This is a genomic window from Cryobacterium sp. TmT2-59, from assembly GCF_004403545.1.
GTDB classification, from domain to species: Bacteria; Actinomycetota; Actinomycetes; order Actinomycetales; family Microbacteriaceae; genus Cryobacterium; species Cryobacterium shii.
Genome location: NZ_SOGM01000058.1, coordinates 145714 through 165428, shown reverse-complemented (window position 1 = coordinate 165428; position 19715 = coordinate 145714). Strand labels below are relative to the sequence as shown.

At 70.2% G+C, this 19715-nt stretch carries 12 protein-coding genes and 1 pseudogene; 6 read left to right on the top strand and 7 right to left on the bottom strand.

What is annotated here, in order from left to right; all coding sequences use genetic code 11:
* Positions 1–481: pseudogene (locus E3T24_RS17655) on the top strand (lytic transglycosylase domain-containing protein); the annotation flags it as partial.
* 92 nt (positions 482–573) lie between these two features.
* Here the strand turns inward: E3T24_RS17655 and pflB are convergent.
* Positions 574–2838 carry a formate C-acetyltransferase gene (gene pflB, locus E3T24_RS10050; protein ID WP_134403056.1) on the bottom strand — a complete coding sequence of 755 codons (2265 nt, stop codon included), beginning with the start codon at positions 2836–2838 and terminating at the stop codon, positions 574–576.
* 260 nt (positions 2839–3098) lie between these two features.
* Here pflB and metH point away from each other — a divergent pair, with 260 nt between their 5' ends.
* Positions 3099–6761, top strand: a complete 3663-nt coding sequence (gene metH / locus E3T24_RS10045; protein ID WP_134434578.1) for a methionine synthase — start codon at positions 3099–3101, stop codon at positions 6759–6761.
* Here the strand turns inward: metH and E3T24_RS10040 are convergent.
* From E3T24_RS10040 to cls, 5 genes are all read right to left on the bottom strand, one after another.
* The gene (locus E3T24_RS10040; protein WP_134366307.1) at positions 6649–7557 is read right to left on the bottom strand and encodes an ECF transporter S component; all 909 of its coding nucleotides are present in this window, start codon (positions 7555–7557) and stop codon (positions 6649–6651) included. The genes metH and E3T24_RS10040 overlap by 113 nt on opposite strands.
* Positions 7557–9530, bottom strand: a complete 1974-nt coding sequence (locus tag E3T24_RS10035) for an ATP-binding cassette domain-containing protein (protein ID WP_166789078.1) — start codon at positions 9528–9530, stop codon at positions 7557–7559. The genes E3T24_RS10040 and E3T24_RS10035 overlap by 1 nt, the downstream gene beginning before the upstream one ends.
* Positions 9531–9544: 14 nt before the next feature.
* A complete protein-coding gene (locus E3T24_RS10030; protein WP_134366305.1) occupies positions 9545–10081 on the bottom strand; it encodes a hypothetical protein in 537 nt (178 codons plus the stop codon).
* Between the two features lie 226 nt (positions 10082–10307).
* On the bottom strand, positions 10308–12860 hold the full coding sequence (locus tag E3T24_RS10025) for a cation-transporting P-type ATPase (protein WP_134434577.1): 2553 nt from the start codon (positions 12858–12860) through the stop codon (positions 10308–10310).
* Positions 12861–12881: 21 nt separating this feature from the next.
* On the bottom strand, positions 12882–14336 hold the full coding sequence (cls, locus tag E3T24_RS10020) for a cardiolipin synthase (protein ID WP_166789199.1): 1455 nt from the start codon (positions 14334–14336) through the stop codon (positions 12882–12884).
* 120 nt (positions 14337–14456) lie between these two features.
* Between cls and E3T24_RS10015 the strand changes: the two genes are divergently transcribed.
* Entirely contained in the window at positions 14457–14927 is a 471-nt protein-coding gene (locus E3T24_RS10015) for a methyltransferase (RefSeq protein WP_134410242.1), read from the top strand.
* Between the two features lie 105 nt (positions 14928–15032).
* Entirely contained in the window at positions 15033–16607 is a 1575-nt protein-coding gene (locus E3T24_RS10010; protein ID WP_134434575.1) for an HNH endonuclease signature motif containing protein, read from the top strand.
* 9 nt (positions 16608–16616) lie between these two features.
* Here the strand turns inward: E3T24_RS10010 and E3T24_RS10005 are convergent, their stop codons facing one another.
* The gene (locus E3T24_RS10005) at positions 16617–16925 is read right to left on the bottom strand and encodes a hypothetical protein (RefSeq protein WP_134434574.1); all 309 of its coding nucleotides are present in this window, start codon (positions 16923–16925) and stop codon (positions 16617–16619) included.
* A gap of 116 nt (positions 16926–17041) precedes the next feature.
* Between E3T24_RS10005 and E3T24_RS10000 the strand changes: the two genes are divergently transcribed.
* The gene (locus E3T24_RS10000) at positions 17042–17302 is read left to right on the top strand and encodes a heavy-metal-associated domain-containing protein (protein WP_134434573.1); all 261 of its coding nucleotides are present in this window, start codon (positions 17042–17044) and stop codon (positions 17300–17302) included.
* A gap of 135 nt (positions 17303–17437) precedes the next feature.
* On the top strand, positions 17438–19654 hold the full coding sequence (locus E3T24_RS09995; RefSeq protein ID WP_134366299.1) for a heavy metal translocating P-type ATPase: 2217 nt from the start codon (positions 17438–17440) through the stop codon (positions 19652–19654).
* Positions 19655–19715 lie beyond the last annotated feature (61 nt).

Below are 19715 nucleotides of genomic sequence, written 5' to 3'. Positions count from 1 at the left end.
AACAGGCCGCCGCCGCGCAGGCCGCCGCCGCGCAGGCCGCAGCGGCAGCCCAGGCCGCCGCTGCGGCTCAGGCTGCCGCTGACGCGCAGGCCGAGGTCGAGGCCGAGGCCGAGGCTGCGGCGAACGCTCCCGCTCCCGCTCCCGCACCCGCCCCGGCACCGTCAGCGCCGGCCAACCCCAGCGGAGCCCAGGCGATCACCCGCGATCTGATGGCCGCGCAGTACGGCTGGGGCGCCGACCAGTTCGGTTGCCTCGTGAGCCTGTGGCAACGGGAATCAGGCTGGAACCTGAACGCCTACAACTCCTCGAGCGGTGCCACCGGCATCCCGCAGGCACTGCCCGGCAGCAAGATGGCCACGGCGGGCGCCGCTGGCAGACCAACCCAGCCACGCAGATCACCTGGGGCCTGAGCTACATCGCGGGCCGCTACGGCACACCGTGCGCCGCCTGGAACCATTCCGAATCCTCAGGCTGGTACTGACACCGGTTGGGGAGACTCAGAAGATGTTCAGACCCCGGGCGCGGAACCGATTCCGCACCCGGGCCTGACGTTCGTCCTGGATGGCGGTCGGGTCAGTGCTGGTGGAACGTGCGGCTGATGACGTCCATCTGCTGCTCGCGGGTGAGCCGCACGAAGTTCACCGCGTAGCCGGAGACGCGAATCGTCAGCTGCGGATAGTTCTCCGGGTGCGCCATGGCGTCTTCAAGCGTGTCGCGGTTGAGCACGTTCACGTTGATGTGGTAGCCGGTCGCCGACGTGTACGCGTCGATCAGGCCGACCAAGCTCGTGATCTGCTCCTCCTCGTTGTGGCCGAGCCCGCTCGGCACGACCGTACTGGTCAGCGAGATGCCGTCCTGCGCGTCACTGAACGGCAGCTTGGCGACGCTGAGCGCGGACGCGAGGAGCCCATGCGTGTCGCGAGCATTCATCGGGTTGGCCCCCGGCGCGAACGGCTCGCCGGCCCGACGGCCGTCGGGCGTGTTGCCGGTGGTCTTGCCGTAGACCACGTTGGACGTGATCGTCAGGATCGACTGGGTGGGGATCGCGTCGCGGTAGGTCGGGTGGCTGCGGATCATATTCATGAACCGCTCGACGATGTCCACCGCGATGGAGTCGACCCGATCGTCATCGTTGCCGAAGAGCGGGAACTCGCCCTCGACGTCGTAGTCCACGACCAGGCCGGTCTCGTCGCGCACCGGGCGGACCGTGGCGTACTTGATGGCCGACAGGGAGTCGGCGACCACGCTCAGGCCGGCGATGCCGCAGGCCATGGTGCGGATGACGTCCTTGTCGTGCAAGGCCATCTCCAGACGCTCGTAGGCGTACTTGTCGTGCATGTAGTGGATGCAGTTCAGCGCGTTGATGTAGGTCTCGGCGAGCCACTCGAGCGTTTCCAGGTAGGCCGGGAAGACGGTGTCGTACGAGAGCACCTCTTCGGCGTTCGGCATGGTCTCCGGAGCGACCTGCTTGCCCGACACCTCGTCTTTTCCGCCGTTGATCGAGTACAGCAGCGCCTTGACGGCGTTGACGCGTGCACCGAAGAACTGCATCTGCTTGCCCACGCGCATCGGCGAGACACAACAGGCGATCGCGACGTCATCACCCATCGCGGCCCGGAGGATCTCGTCGGACTCGAACTGGATCGCCGAGGTATCGATCGAGACCTGGGCGCAGAAACGCTTGAAGCCCTCGGGCAATGACCTGCTCCACAGCACGGTCAGGTTCGGCTCCGGTGCGGCGCCGATGTTGTACAGCGTCTGCAGGAACCGGAACGTGGTCTTGGTGACGAGGGGACGGCCGTCTTCACCGATGCCGGCGAGGGATTCGGTCACCCACGTCGGGTCGCCGGCGAAGATCTCGTCGTATTCCGGGGTGCGCAGGAAGCGCACGATCCGGAGCTTGATCACGAGGTCGTCGATGAGTTCCTGGGCGCTTTCTTCGGTCAGCACTCCGGCGGCCAGGTCGCGTTCCAGGTACGCGTCGAGGAACGCCGCGTTGCGGCCGAACGACATGGCAGCGCCGTTCTGTTCCTTGACCGCCCCGAGGTAGGCGAAATACAGCCATTGCACGGCCTCCTTCGCCGTCACGGCCGGCTTCGAAATGTCGAATCCGTAGCTCGCGGCCATCTGGACGAGTTCCTTCAGGGCCCGGATCTGCTCGGAGTTCTCCTCGCGTGCGCGGATGATGTCCTCGGTCGAGGGCTCCATGTCGAGTTCGGCGCGGTCGTTCTTCTTGCTTGCGATCAGGGCGTCGACGCCGTACAACGGAACCCGGCGGTAGTCGCCGATGATCCGGCCACGGCCGTACGCGTCGGGCAGACCCGTGATCAGGTGGCTGTTACGCGCACGGCGCACCGCCGGCGGGTAGACGTCGAAGACGGCGGTGTTGTGCGTCTTGCGGTAGTCGGTGAAGATCTTCTCCAGCTCGGGAGACACGGGATAACCGTAGGTCTCGAGCGAGGTGGCGACCATGCGCCAGCCGCCGAAGGGCATGATCGCGCGCTTGAGCGGGGCATCCGTCTGCAGGCCCACGATGACCTCGTTGGGCCGGTCGATGTAACCCGGTGCGTGAGCGGTGATGGAGGCCGGGGTGGTCGCGTCGACGTCGTAGACACCCTTGCGGCGTTCCTCGGGGAACATCTCGGACAGCTTGGCCCAGATCCCCTTCGTGCGCTCCGTCGCTCCCGCGAGGAAGCTTGCATCGCCCAGATACGGCGTGTAATTGCGTTGGATGAAATCGCGTAGGTCGATCGAATCCTGCCAGGGGCCGGAAACAAAATCCGGTCGAACGGGCTGGGGCCCGTTGTCGTTGCGGCGGACTTCTTCTGTACTGGTCATCTGGATTGCTCTCCTCGGGGGATCGAGTTCCCCGCCGCGAAAGTCCCTTCCGCAGTCGGGCCGTGAGAGCCGATCGCGGGCCGCCGACAGTACTCGTGCGCGCCCGGATCTCCTCTCTGCCTGCCACGGTACTCGCCTTGGAAGCTGCAAAACAGGTGGACTTTCGGTGCGGCCGGGGGGAGTGTCCACGAGGCCCAGAGGTCGAAGGAGCCCGGCGTAACACGGGAAACGGCAGCCTGCCCCGCCTCTAAACTGGCCGGATGACCGAACCCCGTGCACACGACGCCGTCACACGCCCCGAAGCCGGACGGCCGCCGGCCGACGCGGATGGCGCGGGGGCCACGGATGCGGTGACGCCGGCCCGGGCGCAGGCGCTGATCGATGCCCTGACGGAGCGCGTCGTCATCGCCGACGGCGCCATGGGCACGATGCTGCAGGAGCACAACCCCACCCTCGAGGACTACCAGCAGCTCGAGGGCTGCAATGAGATCCTCAACGTCAGCCGCCCCGACATGATCGAGGCCATCCACGGTGCCTACCTCGACACCGGCGTCGACGCGGTGGAGAGCAACACCTTCGGCGCGAACTGGTCGAACCTCTCCGACTACGGAATCGAAGACCGGATCGAGGAGCTCGCGCGTCTGGGAGCGGAAATCGCCCGTCGGAGCGTCGAGGCCTACGAGGCCCGCGACGGACGGATGCGCTGGGTCCTCGGTTCGATGGGCCCCGGCACCAAACTGCCCAGCCTCGGCCACACCACCTACTCCCACCTCAAGGCGACCTTCGCCGAGCAGGCGATCGGCCTCATCCGCGGCGGCGCCGACGCCTTCCTGATCGAGACCTCGCAGGACCTGCTGCAGACCAAATCCGCGGTGAACGGATGCAAGCAGGCGATCAGTGAGACGGGCATCCGTCTGCCGATCTTCGTGGAGGTGACGGTCGAGACGACGGGAACCATGCTGATGGGCAGCGAGATCGGCGCCGCCCTCACCGCCCTCGAACCGCTCGGCATCGACGCCATCGGCCTCAACTGCGCCACCGGCCCGACCGAGATGAGCGAGCACCTCCGTCACCTCTCCCGGTACTCGCACGTGCCCGTGATGTGTATGCCCAACGCGGGCCTGCCGATGCTGACCGCCACCGGTGCGAGCTACCCGCTCACCCCGGAGCAGCTGGCCACCGCACACGAACAGTTCGTGAAGGAGTTCGGCCTGGGCCTGGTCGGCGGATGCTGCGGCACCACCCCCGCGCACATGAAGGCCGTCGTCGACCGGTTGCGCGGCACCCCCGTGCCCGCCCGCAAGGTCGAGGAGGATCCCGGCGTCGCCAGCCTCTACCAGCACGTCAGCTTCGATCAGGACAGCGCCTTCCTCGCGATCGGGGAACGCACCAACGCCAACGGGTCGCGGGCGTTCCGGGACGCCATGCTCGAGGAGCGCTGGGACGACTGCGTCGACATCGCCCGGGCCCAGGTGCGCGACGGCGCCCACCTGCTCGACGTATGCATCGACTACGTCGGCCGAGACGGCGTCGCCGACATCCGCCAGGTCGTGTCCCGGCTTGCCAGCGCGTCCACCCTCCCGCTCGTGGTCGACTCCACCGAGCCCGCGGTGCTGCAGGCCGGGATGGAGTTGATCGGCGGCCGCCCGGTCGTCAACTCCGTCAACTTTGAGGACGGCGAGGGCATAGGCTCACGCTTCGGCCGGATCATGCCGCTGGTCAAGGAGCACGGCGCGGCCGTGATCGCACTGACCATCGACGAGGAGGGACAGGCCCGCACCGCGGAGCACAAGGTGCGCATCGCCACCCGGCTGGTCGAGACCCTCGTCACCGAGTGGGGGATGCGGGTCGAGGACATCATCGTCGACGCCCTCACCTTCCCGATCGCCACCGGCCAGGAGGAGACCCGCCGGGACGGGATCGAGACGATCGAGGCGATCCGCCGGATCAAGGCCCTCTATCCCGGCATCCACACCACGCTTGGCGTCTCGAACGTGTCCTTCGGGCTGAACCCCGCGGCCCGGTCGGTGCTCAACTCGGTGTTCCTGCACGAGGCCGCCGAGGCCGGACTCGACTCCGCGATCGTCAACTCCGCCAAGATCGTGCCCCTGGCCTCCGTGCCGGACGACCGGCGCAAGGTGGCGCTCGACCTCGTCTGGGACCGCCGCGAGTACGACGCCGATGGCAACCTCACCTACGACCCGCTGGCCGCCCTGCTCGACCTGTTCGCCGGGGTCGACTCCGCCGCGCTGAAGGACGAGCGCGCCGCCGAGCTCGCGGCCCTGCCGGTGGGCGAACGCCTCGAACGCCGCATCATCGACGGCGAAGCTAAGGGGCTGGAGGGTGACCTCGACCTGGCGCGGGCCGGCGGCCTCAGCGCCCTCGACATCGTCAACGTGCACCTGCTGGCGGGCATGCAGGTGGTGGGCGCCCGGTTCGGCAGCGGCGAGATGCAGCTGCCGTTCGTGCTGCAGTCCGCCGAGGTGATGAAGACCGCGGTCGCGCTGCTGGAACCCCACATGGAGAAGACCGAGGCAGCCGGCAAAGGCACGATGGTTTTGGCCACGGTGCGCGGCGACGTGCACGACATCGGCAAGAACCTCGTCGACATCATCCTCACCAACAACGGCTACGACGTGATCAACATCGGCATCAAGAAGACCATCAACGAGATCATCCAGGCCGCTGAGGAGCGCAATGCAGACGTGATCGGCATGAGCGGGCTGCTGGTCAAGTCCACCGTGGTGATGAAGGAGAACCTGCTCGAGCTCAATTCCCGCGGCCTGGCCGGCAAGTGGCCCGTGATCCTCGGCGGCGCGGCCCTCACCCGGGCCTACGTCGAGGAAGACCTCGCGGGACTGTTCGAGGGCACCGTGCGCTACGCGCGGGACGCCTTTGAGGGCCTGGCCCTGATGGAACCGCTGGTCGCCGTCGCACGCGGCGCCGACCCGGCATCCGTCGGCCTGCCGCCCCTGAAGAAACGCATCCACAAGCGCAGCCTGCTGACCGTGACCGAGCCGGACGCGATGCCGGCCCGCTCCGACGTGGCCGCCGACAACCCGGTGCCCGTGCCGCCGTTCTGGGGCACCCGCATCGTCAAGGGGATCGCGCTGGCCGAGTACTCCGCGTTCCTCGACGAGCGGGCGACGTTCATGGGGCAGTGGGGCCTGAAGCCCAGCCGCGGGGAAGACGGCGCGAGCTACCAGCACCTGGTCGACACCGAGGGCCGGCCCCGGCTGCGCTACTGGCTCGACCGCATCCTCGCCGAGGGGATCCTCGACGCCTCCGTCGCCTACGGCTACTTCCCCGCCTTCAGCGAGGGCAACGACCTGGTCGTGCTGCACCACGGCGACGACCCGTCCGGCGTGCTGGGCGTGCCCGGTCTGCTCGCGCCCGACGGCGGCTCCGGCGGCCCGGTGGGCTCCGAGCGACTGCGCTTCGCCTTCCCCCGCCAGCGCCGCGACCGGCACCTGTGCCTGGCCGACTTCGTGCGCCCGCAGGGTTCCGGGCAGACGGATGTCGTCGCCCTCCAGCTGGTCACGGCCGGCGCGAACGTCGACACGGTCACCGCGAAGCTGTTCGCCGAGAACAAATACCGCGACTACATGGAACTCAACGGCCTGACCATGCAGCTGACCGAGGCCCTCGCCGAGTACTGGCACTCCCGGGTGCGGGGCGAACTCGGCCTGGGCGCCGAAGACCCGGCCGAGCTGGCCGGTATGTTCAAGCTCGAGTACCGCGGCGCCCGCTTCTCGCTGGGCTACCCGGCCTGCCCCGAGATGGAGGACCGCCGCAAGGTGGTCCAGTTGCTCAGGCCCGAGCGGATGGGCGTGGTGCTGTCGGAGGAGCTGCAGCTGCACCCGGAGCAGTCGACGGATGCGTTCGTGTTCCACCACCCGGAAGCGAAGTACTTCTCGGTGTGACGAGCCTGCCGGGCCTGCCCGGCTTGCCCAGCTTCGCCCGGCGCAGGGCGGCCAGTGCGGCCGGGCCCACCAGCACGATGCCGATCGTGGTGGTGATGGCACGAACGGTGTCCCAGGTGAGCGTCGAGGTCACCAGCGTGTAGAGCGCGAAGGAGGCGAGGTTCTCGCCGAGCGGGGCATCCGCCGCATAGGAGATGTCGGTGCCCGAGCCCACGGCGAAGGGCCAGAACCAGAGGTTCATCACCAGCCCGAACAGGTACGACGAGGCGATGCCGTAGGCCACGAGCATGGCTATCTCGAGCCGGGCGGTGCCGTTCCGCGGGGTGCCGATCCGTGGCGTACGGATGCGCGGCAGCAGCGCCGCCCCGGCCCCCACCCAGCCGCAGGCGAACATCTGGAACGGGGTCCACGGGCCGAACCCGCCCCACAGTGCCGAGGACACCGCGATGGTGAGCAGGCCGAGCAGGAACCCGAACCGGGCTCCGTAGGCGCGCCCGGCCAAGATCAGCAGGATGAACACCGCCTCGACGCCGCCCACCCCGGTTCCCGCGATGCGCACCGCGGCGCCGACCGCCGAGAGCACCCCGAGCAGGGCCACGGTCTTGGCCGTGTACATCTCCCGGTCGAGCGTGAGTGCGAGGGCCACGATCAGAGCCGGAACGAGCGCGAACGCCACGATCGGGGCCGCGGCCCTGGCGTCCTCCGGCAGCGCCGACGCGAAGAACGGCCAGGCGAAACCCGCCGCGGCCAGGAGGCTGCCGCCCGCGAGCAGCCAGGACGTCCACCGCGCACGCATCAGGGCCTCACCAGCGCCGGTTCGGTGGTGAGCCGGCCGGCGGCCATCACGAGCGTCTTCGTGGCCAGGGACCGGGCGAAGTCGCGGTCGTGGGTGGCGAACAGCACCGCCGAGGCGTCACTCGAGGCGCGGACCAGCGCGGAACCCACGAGCTCCCGCGCACGCGGATCCAGCCCGCGCGTCGGCTCGTCCACCAGCAGCACCCTGGGGCCGGCGGCCAGCTGGATCGCCATCACCAGGCAGAGGCGTTCGCCCGCCGAGAGATCCCGCGGATGCTGCTGCATCAGGTGCGCCGCACCGGCGTTGGCACCGGCCCCGATCCCGGCACCGAGCCCGAGCAGGTCCGCGAAACGGGCAGCGGTCCCGGGCCCGTTGCCCGGCTTCAGCTGGCGGTCCGCCCGGCTGCACTCCTCGGCCACGGTCACGGCGAAGAGCAGATCGTCGAAGTTCTCCGGCACCAGGGCCACGAACGCGCGCCGGGCTCCCGCACGCAGCAAGGAGACGTCCTGCCCGGCCACCAGCACGCTCCCGCGGGCCGAGGGCAGCGCGATCGCGCGGAGCAGGCTGCTCTTGCCCGCGCCGTTCCGGCCCTCGAGGGCCACCCGGTCGCCGGCCGCGAGCTCGAACGAGACGTCATCGACCGCCAGTTCGGTCCCGTGCAGAACCGTGAGATGACGGATGCCGGCGAGCGGCCCCGCAGGTCCGGCTGGGGTCGCGGGTCGCGCTGTCGTCCGCGCCGCCCGTTCCGCCGCGATCAGCGCGCTCGGACGCTCACCGGGGCCGAGGGTGCGCACGTCTGTTCCGCGGATCTCGAGCCAGGCATCCGCTGCGCTCTCCCATTCGCGGGTGTTGTGCTCGGCGACCACGACGCACACCTGCGCCTCGTGGGCCAGCCGGTCGAGTACCCGCACCACCCGCCCTCGCGCCGGGGCGTCCAGGTCGGCGAGGGGCTCGTCCACGAGCAGCAGGATCGGTTGGGAGATCAGGGCGGCGCCGATGGCCACCAGGCTGGCCTCGCCGGCGGACAGCGCCTCCACGGTGCGGCCCTGCAGGTGCTCGATCTGCAGCTGCGCGGCCACCTCGTGCACGCGCTGCTCCACGATCACGGCGGCGACGCCCCGCACGGTCAGGGCGAATCCGATCTCGTCCCGCACGGTCTCGGCCACGAAGGAGAGCCGCACGTTCTGGGAGACGAGCCCGACGAAGCCGGCCGTTTCGCGGGGGGGAGTGGCCGCGCGGTCCAGGCCGCCCACCTCGATCACTCCGTGCTGCCCGCCGTCGTGGAAGTGCTGGAAGAGTCCGCTCATGCTGTGCAGAAGGCTGGTCTTGCCCGATCCGGTCGACCCGGTGATCACGGTCAGCGTGCCGGGAGCGAGGCTCAGGGTGAGGCCCTCCAGCTGCCAGCCGCCGCCCGCGAAGCCGAGCGCGGCATCCGTCATCACCACCGGCCGCTCGCAGACGCCGGGGGCGGTGCGGGCGGCGGCGAACCCGCGGGACTCCATCGACGCGGCCAGGCAGAGCGCCCGCTCCACGGTTTGTTCGAAGACGGGCACGAGCAGTGCCGGGATCGACCGTTCGCCGCGGAGCGCACTGGCGGTGTGAACGCGCCGCACCGAGGCGATCAGCGCCGGGAACGTGGCCCACGCGATCACGAGCGACCGGGACAGGGCGCGCAGCGGGCCCCGGGCGGCGCCTCGGGCGAAGAAGCGCCGCACGTCGACGACGGCGTTCAGCACACCGAACGCGAGGATGACGGCGGAGAAGGGCAGCGCGCTCTGAGCCGCGTTCCAGAGGCCCCCCGTGCTGACGGGGCCGAGCAGCGCGATGTGCGCGAACGGCCCGCCGAGCGGAATGCGCGGCAGGTCGAGCAGCACCGCGCCGCCGCCGGATGCCCCGCCGAAGACGACCCGGTAGACGACCCGCAGGGCCACGAACGCGACCGCGAGCAACGCCGCGGAGCGCAGGGGGGCCATGCGGAGCCGCAACATCAGCTGCCGGGCGTGGGTGTCTCGGTGCCGGTCGTGAAGACGAGGCCGACGGACTGGCCCGGCTCCAGCTTGAGGCTGCCGAGACCCTCCGACGCGTACTCCCAGGAGGCGTCTGCGGTGGGCTTGACCCAGAGCGCCCAGTAGGCGGCGGCCGCCGGCATGGACTGGCAGGCTTCGGTGAAGGGGGCCTCTCCGTCGATCTCGATGGTCTCGGCGGCGGCGGGGCGGTCGTTGACGCGGCAGACGACCTGGTCGCCCCACTCCACGGTTCCCTCGGTCGTCACGCCGGCCGACTTCATAACCTCGCTCGCGGCAACGGTGCCGGCCGCGCCGGTGTCGACGCAGTCCGTGATCCGGGCGGCGTCGAGGGAGCCGAAGTCGACGACCACGCTCACCCCGGCACAGGAGCCGTCCGTGGGCGCGGCCGTGGCCGCGGAGGCGGCCGGGGTCGAGCCGGTCTCGGGAAGGCTGGTGGAGCATCCGCTCAATGCCAGCGCCCCCACCAGGGTCAGGGTGGCGAGTGCTGTCAGCTTCATGCGCTCAAGAATACCGAGGCCCCGGCGCCGGTCCCGCTCTGTTACGCGCTCTGTTACGCGCCGCGGCTCCCCGGCCCCGCCGTCCAGACCAGCCGCCAGACCAGCCGCCAGACTCGCCGAACCGTGAATAGCGCCCCTGAACGGACGAAAAACAGGGTCCGAAGTCACGGTTCGGCGGGGATTGGCGGGGATTGGCGGGGATTAGTGGAACCGGCCGGCGCTACCGTTACGCGGCGCGGCCGCGGCGCCGGCGTCGGAGCACGGCTTTGAAGGCGGCGTCGGCCAGGATGACCAGGACGGCGCCGGCCAGCGGGAAGAGCCAGGCGGCCGGGGGAGGCCAGCCGCCGCCCAGGAGCCCGCTCGCGGCCGGGATACCGAGGAAGGCCAGCAGCAGGAGCAGTTCGGCGGCGACCGCGGCCAGTAGGGAACGGTTGCCCAGGAAAGGGAGCCCCCACGCCGGGATCGCCTCACTGCGGCAGGCGAAGGCGTTCGCCATCTGAGCGACCACGATCGTTGCGAACGCCGTGCCCGACGCGGCGGCCAGGAGCCCGGGTGCGACCTGCTGCCCCCACGACCAGCCGCCCAGCACCAGCACTGCGGCAAACCCGCCGAGCGAGGCGGCCGCCTCGACCGGGCCGAGCACCCCGAACGCCCGCCAGACCAGCGGGCGGTCGATCAGCGACCGCGAGCGCACCGGGCCGAGCATGACGCGCTTGCTCGGCGGCTCCACCCCGAGCGCCAGCGCGGGCAGCATGTCGCTGCCGATGTCCAGGGCGAGCACCTGGAGCACCCCGATCGCCAGGGGGAACTGGCCGCCGGTCAACGCCCAGACCGCGAACGGCGCAAGCTCGGCGACGTTGTCGGTGAGGTGGTAGGTGAGGAAGCGACGCGCGTTGGCGAAGGTCGCCCGTCCCAGCCGCACGGCGGTCACGATGGTGCCGAAATGGTCGTCGAGCAGCACGAGGTCGGCCGCCTCCCGGGCCACGTCGCTGCCGCTCCGGCCCATCGCGACCCCGACGTCGGCCTCCCGCAGGGCAGGCGCGTCGTTGACGCCGTCGCCGGTCATCGCCACCACGTGCCCGCGCTCCCGGAGCACCCGGGTGATGCGGAGCTTGTCCGCGGGCGTAACCCGGGCCACGACGGCTCCCGCCCGGTGGTCGAGCAGTTCGCCGAGCTCGGCGTCATCCTCGGGAAGCCCCGAGCCCAGGACGGCGCCGCCCGGTTGCAGCAGGCCGACCTCCCGCGCCACCGCCTCGGCCGTGTTCGGGTGGTCACCGGTGACCATGATCACGCGGATGTCCGCGTCCCGGCAGGCCTGCAGCGCCTCGTGCACATCGGGCCGGGGAGGGTCTTCCAGGCCGAGCAGGCCGAGCAGCTCCAGGTCCGTTTCGACGGCCTCCTCGGTCGGGGTGGCCGACCAGGGGCGTCCCGCCACCGCCAGCACGCGCTGGCCGGTGGCCGTCATCCGCGACAGCGCGCGGTGTGCCTCCTCCGGCACTCGGGAGCACCGCTCGAAGACCCGCTCCGGCGCGCCGATGGTGCTGGCCCGGCCGGCCAGCACGGCGGAGCTCATCATCCGTTTCGCCGTGTAGGGCAGGCGGGTCACGGGCCGGCTCGGGTCGTCCTGCCACCCGCACCGCATCGCGAGGGCGAAGATCGCGGCGTCCAGCGGGTTGCCTTCGGCCTGCCACTTGCCGGCGTGCGACACGGCCCGTCCGGTCACGCAGAGCACGGCGGATGCCGCCAGGCCCGGCAGCAGGGTCGTGGCCTCGGCTGGCCCGGTGATGGTCGCCGTCGGCTCGTAGCCGTCGCCCTGCACCCGCACCAGGCCCCCGGGGGTCCAGATCTCGACCACCGACATCCGGTTCTGCGTGAGGGTGCCGGTCTTGTCGGTGCAGATGAACGTGGTCGCGCCCAGGGTCTCCACGGCGTCGAGCCGGCGCACCAGGGCCTGCTCGTGCGCCATGGTCTGGGCGCCGCGGGCCAGGGACAGCGTCACGGTGGGCAGGAGGCCCTCGGGGACGAGCGCCACGGCGACCCCGACCGCGAAGAGGAAGGCATCGACCGGCCGGAGCCCGATCACGACGCCGGCGATGCCCAGGACGACGCCCGTGGTGACCGCGAACACGGCCACGGTCCGCACCACCCGGTTGAGCGCGTGGGTCAGTGGGCTGGGCGGCCTGGTCGCCGAACGCGCCAGCGCGGAGATGGCGGCCAGGGTCGTCGTCGCCCCGGTGGCGGTCACCCGTGCCTCCGCCTCGCCCTGCACCACGAACGTGCCCGCGCTGAGGAGCTCTCCTCGGTCGTGCCGCACCGGCTCGCTCTCGCCCGTCACCACGGACTCGTCCACGCCGAGCTCGTTGGCCTCCGTCAGCTCCATGTCGGCCGCGATCCGGTCGCCGGAGCTGAGCAGCACCACATCATCGCGCACAAGATCAACGGGGTCGATCGTGCGCATGCGGCCGTCCCGGCGCACCCGGGTGCTGCTGGGCAACAGTGCCCGCAGCCGCTCGGTGGACCGGTCTGCCCGGTAGTCCTGGGCGAACGCGAAGACGGCGTTGAACACGATCACCACCACGATGGCGACGGCCAGCACGGGCGTGCCGGCGAGGAGGGCGAGCCCGGCGGCCGCCCAGAGCAGGAGCGCGAGCAGGTGCGTGAACTGGCGGGCGAGCTCGCGCAGGGGGGAGGGGCGGGCCAGTCGGGGGAGCAGGTTCGGGCCGTCCTGGGCGAGCCGTCGTGCGGCTTCCTCCGAGGTCAGCCCGCCTGTCTCCGCCATGGTGAAACCCCCCTCACCCGGTCATTGCAGGGCCGAGGTCAGCCGGGCGAGACCGTCCAGCGCCGTGGCCCGCCCGGGTTCCCGGTTCCAGTCCGCCAGGGTGAGTTCGCGGCTGAGCGTCCGGTAGCCCTCTTCGACCTCCCGCATCTGGGCGACGAACGAAGCGCCGCGCACCAGCAGCGACACCTCCAGGTCGAGGCTGAAAGAACGGATGTCCATATTACTCGACCCGATCACGGCCACGTCCTCATCGATGGAGAGGTGCTTGGCGTGCAGGATGTACGGCGCCGGATACAGCCAGATGCGCACGCCCGCCTGAAGGAGCGCGCCGTAGTAGGAACGCTGGGCGTGGTAGACGGGCCCCTGGTCGCCGATCTCGGACACGAAGAGCTGCACTTCCAGGCCGCGCTGGCACGACGACGTGATGGCGTACATCATGGCCTCGTCGGGAACGAAGTAGGGACTGGTGATGATGATGCGTTTCTGGGCGGTGTAGAGCGATGCGAGGAAGAGCCGCAGGTTGTTCTCGCCCTCGAAGCCCGGACCGCTGGGGACGACCTGGCACTCCAGGGCCTCCGGGGACGTGTCACGGGGAACAGCGGCGGCGGGAACCCGTTCGTCGAGCAGCTTCTCGTCGGTCTCGCTGTACCAGTCGGAGAGGAAGACGGCGTTCATACCGCTGACGGCGGGCCCGGTCACCCGAACCACCAGCTCCTGCCACTGGAGCCCGCGTTTCAGGTTCTTCGCGGAGAGATAGCTGCGATCGATCAGGTTCTGAGAGCCCATGAAGCCCACCCGCCCGTCGACGACCACGATCTTGCGGTGGTTGCGCAGGTCGGGCCGCTGGTATTTGCCCTTGAACGGCTGCACCGGCAGCATGAAGCTCCACATCACCCCGATTCGGTCGAGCTCGGCGAACGTCGCCGCATGGCCGACCGTGCGGATCGAGGCGATGTGGTCCGCCAGGAGGCGAACCGTCACCCCACGCTTGACGGCCGCCTCCATCGCGGCGAAGAAGTCCTTCGTCGTGTCGTCCAGGGACACGATGTAGTACTGCACGTGCACGAACGTCGTGGCGGCGTCGATCTCGGCGGTCATGGCGGCGATGGAGGCCCGGTAGTCGCCGATCAGGTGCGCGGTGTTGCCGCCGACGAGTGGCACGGCGCCGAGGCCGGTGTTGAGGGTGACCACCGATGCGAACCAGTCCGGCCACTCGGTCCTGCCGTCCGTGAGGTCCATGCCCGCGACACTGTCGGCGATCGACCTGTTGATCTCGGCCTGTTTCTCCATCCTTTTCTTCGGCAGTTTGGAGCTGCCCAGGAGCAGGAAGAACAGAATGCCGAAGGGGATCAGGAAGAGCGCCAGCAGCCAGGCCATCGCCGCGGTCGGCTTCCGATTGCGCGGTATGACGATGATGGCGGCGATTCGGATCGCCAGGTCGACCAGGGCGGCGAGCACCGCGATCAGCAGGGGCATCTGTTGCGAGTCCACGTCGGCACTCTCTTCCGTTCGTCGGCCAGTCGATGACATGAACCTAGCGCGGGTCGGCCCCGCTCAATAGCGCCCGCACGCACCCCGCGGGCGGAGCCTCGAATCATGAAACGCGCGCTCGCGGTCGGCCTGGTGTCCGCACAATTCGTGCTGCTCGCGGCGCTGGCGTTCCTGCCCCACGGTTCTCTGTGGCCGGTCACCGTTGTCGTCGCCGTGGCCTCGGCCGCGCTCTGCCTGGCCGGCGCGGTTCTGGCCGTGCTGGGCGTGGTCGGTCTCGGTCCGGCGCTGACGGCCAGCCCGGTCCCGCGTGAACACGCGCCCCTGGTCACCACCGGCGTCTACGGGCTCATGCGGAGCCCGATCTATGCCGGACTCATCGCGGGCGCGCTTGGTCTTGCACTGATCGGCGCCTCGGTCTGGCACCTGGTGGCCTGGGTTGCCCTCCTGCTGCTCCTGGCCGGCAAGGCCCGGTGGGAGGAACGGATGCTGGTGGCCGAGCATCCGGACTACGCCGCGTACGGCGCCCACATCGGACGCTTCCTGCCGGCGGTGGGCCGGCTGCGCTCGCCGCGCTGATCCGGGATGACGCCGAGTGAAAGTATCGTCGTTCAGTTCTAAACTAAGCGGTAAATAGTTGACATTATTTCACACCTGTGTTCTGGATCGTGATATTCTGGTCGCATGGAGAACCTCAGAAATGAGTGCACCACGACGCTGGACGCCCTGGCCGCGTTCGACACCCTGACCGGCCCGGCGTTCCGGAACAGCGCCGGCGGTCCTGGCTTCGAGTTCGACGCCGAGGCCTTCTTCGACGTTGAGGAATTCGACGATGCCGGTTTGTACGCAACCGGTCTGCAGGCAGCCGGCCCGGCTGCGGGCGAACTGCGGTTCCTCGACCGCCGGGTCGGCATGCTGGCCGAGTTGGTCGGGGCGGCCGCGGCCGCCGATCGACTGCTGGCATCCGTGTCCGCGGCGCGGGCCGAGGCGGTGGAGCGCGTGCGGTCCTGGTGTTTCGAGACCGAGGCGAACGCGGAGCGTGAGCGGACCCGGCGCGCTCTGGTCGCGCGGGCGGTCGAGCACGGTGTGACCGCTGACGACGCTGACGACGCTGACGACGCTGACGACGAGGTCGGCCGCCCGCATTCAGCGGTCTCGGCGGGTGTGCTGGGGTCAAGGTGGGATGCGCTCGAGATCGCCCATCGCACGGCGATCGCCGAGTTGGCCTGCGCGCTCCATGTGTCGCAGGCGGCCGCGTCGAATCTTCTCGCAAAGAGCGAGGCCCTCTCGGGGGCGTTCATGGCGACCCGGGACGCTCTGTCGGCCGGCCGGATCAGTTACGCGCATGCCCGGGTGCTGATCGAGCAGGCCAATTCACTGCCCGAGGAGGCCGGGGCGAGTTTCGAGGCCGAGGTGCTTCCGGTCGCGGAGCGGGTGACGGTGGCTCAGTTCGACCGGGTGGCCCGAAGGGTGCGGGAACGGACGCATCCGGAGTCGATCACGGTGCGCCGGCGAAAGTGCGAGGCCGACCGGGTTCTGGTGCTCGAGCCCGCGCAGGACGGCATGGGCTGGCTGCACAGTTATCAGCCGATGCCGGTGGCTCAGGCCATATTCACCCGGGTGGGCGACATGGCGGCGAGCCTGCAGGGGCTGGACGAGGAGCGCACCCTGGCGCAGTTGCGGGCGGATGTGTTCGCGGACCTGATGGTCGACGGGGTGACGCCGGCGGGCCTCGGCCGGGGTGTGCGGGCCACGGTGAACGTGACCGTGCCGGTTCTGACTCTGCTGGGCAAGAGTGAGGAACCGGGGCTGCTGGAGGGGTACGGTCCGATCGATCCGGAGACGGCCCGGTTGCTGGCGGCGGGGGCGCCGAGTTTCACGCGGATCCTGGTTCATCCGGAGACGGGGGTGATGCTCTCGGTGGGCCGGGATCAGTACCGGGTCCCGAAAGACCTGCGGCGGCTGATCGAGATCCGGGACGGGACCTGCCGGTTCCCGGGCTGCACCCGGCCGGCGGTGCGGGCCCAGGTGGATCACGGTCACGAGTGGCAGCACACCGGGGAGACCCGTTACGACAATCTGGCGTGCCTGTGTGCTCCGGATCATCGGTTGAAGACGCAGACGAACTGGACGGTGACCCAGCAAGCCGGGGGAGTGCTGGACTGGACGGCGCCGAGCGGTTTGAACTACCGGTCGGATCCGGCGGTCCCGTTCGAACCTGTGGAGCCCGCTGCGGACGTCGACCCACCGCCCTTCTGAGCAGGCGTTCTAGAAGAGAATCGCTGCGATCGTCCGGGCCACGACCACCAGGATCGTCGCCGAAGCCAGAGCCAGGGACGTGATCACCAGCCCACGCCCGCGGGCGCCCGCTGGAATCACCTGGAATGCCTGCATCGCGAACGACAGACCCAGCCCGGCGGCGATGGCGGCCGGGAACGGGAGCAGGACGGCGAGCACGACGCAGGCCGCAGACAGCCAGAATCCGGGCCTGCGACCGGGGGTCTTCGACCAGTCGAGGTGCGGTGCTCCGAGATTGAGGAGGTTGTTGCCCTCCATTTTGGCGCGCGGGTCGTCCACTGTGTTGCTCCTTCACGAGTCCTGGCTGTCAGTCTCACACGGACAAAGCCACGCAGCGGATCCAGGGTCGCTCGGATTCTCATTCCGCCAGTACCCCCTGGGGGTATAGTTGAACCATGTTCACAACCCAGCAGAATACCCAGCAGAACGACGCGACGACCACCGCTCTCCACGTCTCGGGCATGACCTGCTCGCACTGCGTCGCCGCCGTGACCGCAGAACTGTCGAAGCTCGGCGGCGCCGAGAGCGTGGACGTGGACCTCGTGGCGGGTGGCGTCTCCCTGGTCACCGTCGCCAGCACAGGTCCGCTCGATCCCGTCGCCGTCGCCGCCGCCATCGATGAGGCAGGCTACGAGCTCGTCTCAGAATCCGTCTGAGCTGACGCCGTGAGCACTGTCCCCGTGAGTCCGACACCGGCCGGTCCGATCCCTGCCGGTCCGATCCCCGCTGGTCCACGTCCAGCCGGTTCGAGCCCGGCGCGCGGTGAACAGGTCGACCTCCTTGTCGGGGGCATGACCTGCGCGTCCTGCGCGGCCCGGATCGAGAAGAAGCTGAACCGCATGCCCGGCGTCGAGGCGTCGGTCAACTACGCCACCGAGAAGGCCAGCCTCTTCGTACCGGAAGGCACCACGGTCGACCAGGCCATCGCCGTGATCGAGGAGACCGGGTACACCGCCGCCCGACCGCGGCCGCCGCAGGCAGAGCAGCCCGACGCTCCCGGAGCCCCCACCGCGCAGGACCTCGAGGTGGCCGCCCTGCGCCGGCGGCTGATCCTGTCCAGTGTCCTGGCCGCGCCGGTCGTGCTGATGTCGATGATCCCGGTGCTGCAGTTCACGAACTGGCAGTGGCTGGCCCTCACCCTTGCGGCTCCGGTCGCGGTCTGGGGAGCCTGGCCGTTCCACCGCGCAGCGTGGGCCAACCTGCGCCACGGCGCGGCGACGATGGACACCCTGATCAGCATCGGCGTGCTCGCCGCGCTCGGCTGGTCCCTGTACGCCCTGTTCTTCGGCATGGCCGGCATGCCCGGCATGACCATGACCTTCAGCTTCACCGCGAGCCCGGGTGGGGGAGCGGACGAGATCTACCTCGAGGTCGCCTCCGCCGTCACCGTGTTCATCCTGGCCGGGCGCTACTTCGAGGCTCGGGCAAAGAAACAGTCCGGCGCGGCACTCACGGCCCTGCTCGAACTCGGGGCGAAGGAGACGACCCTCCTGCGGGACGGCCACGAGATCACCGTGCCGACCTCGTCCCTGGTCGTCGGCGACCTGTTCGTGGTGCGTCCGGGCGAGAAGATCGCCACGGACGGCACCGTCGTCGACGGCAACTCGGCGATCGACGCCAGCATGCTCACCGGCGAGTCCGTGCCGGTCGAGGTGGGCCCCGGCGACGCCGTCGTCGGCGCCACCCTGAACTCGGGCGGCCGCCTGGTCGTGCGGGCCACCCGCATCGGCGCGGACACCCAGCTCGCCCAGCTGGGCCGCTTGGTCGAGCAGGCCCAGACCGGCAAGGCCGAGGTGCAGCGCCTCGCCGACCGGGTCTCGGCCATCTTCGTGCCGATCGTGATCGCGCTGTCCCTGGCCACCCTGGTCGCGTGGCTCCTGCTCGGCGCGGGCACCGTGGTGGCGTTCACCGCGGCCGTGGCGACCCTGATCATCGCGTGCCCGTGCGCGCTCGGACTGGCCACCCCGACCGCCCTGCTGGTGGGCACCGGGCGCGGTGCCCAGCTGGGCATCCTGATCAAGGGGCCGCAGATCCTCGAATCGACCCGCCGGGTCGACACCATCGTGCTGGACAAGACGGGCACGGTCACGACCGGCCGGATGACGCTCGTCGCGGCCGTGCCCGTGGCCGGCGTCGACGAGAAGGAACTGCTCACGCTCGCCGGAGCAGCGGAGACCGGGTCAGAGCATCCGATCGCCCAGGCCATCGTGTCCGGTGCTCGCGACCGGGTCGGAGCGCTGCCGGCCCCCGAATCGTTCGCCTCGACCGACGGGCTCGGCGTGCAGGCGCTGATCGAGGGACGGGTCGTGCTGGTCGGGCGGCCGCGCTGGCTGACCGAGCAGTGGGCCATCACCCTCCCCTCCGAGCTCCGCGCCGCGCTCGCCGTCGTCGAGGGCCAGGGCCGCACCGCGGTCGCCGTGGCCTGGGACGGCAAGGCGCGAGGGATCGTGGCCGTGTCCGACGTAGTCAAGAACACCAGTGCCGCCGCGATCGCGGAGTTCCGGCGTCTCGGCCTCCGACCCGTGCTGCTCACCGGCGACAACGAGACCGTCGCGGCCTCCGTTGCCGCCGAGGTCGGCATCACGGACGTCCGCGCCGGTGTGCTCCCGGCCGAGAAAGCAGAGATCATCCGGGCCCTGCAGGGTGAGGGACGCGTCGTCGCGATGGTGGGCGACGGCGTCAACGACGCGGTGGCCCTGGCCACCGCCGACCTTGGCATCGCGATGGGAACCGGAACCGATGTCGCCATCGAGGCCAGCGACCTGACCCTGGTCAGGAGCGACCTGATCGCGGCGGCCGACGCCATCCGGCTGTCCCGGCGCACCCTCGCCACGATCAAGGCCAACCTGTTCTGGGCGTTCGCCTACAACGTGGCCGCGATCCCGCTGGCCATGCTGGGGCTGCTGAATCCCCTGATCGCGGGCGGCGCCATGGCCCTGTCGTCGGTCTTCGTGGTGAGCAACAGCCTGCGCCTGCGCGGGTTCCGCGGTCTCACGCCGGGCGCGTAGCAGCGCCCGGCGTGCCGACCGGCGGGCCGGTGCGACTACGGTTGAGGAGGCCCGAGAAAGG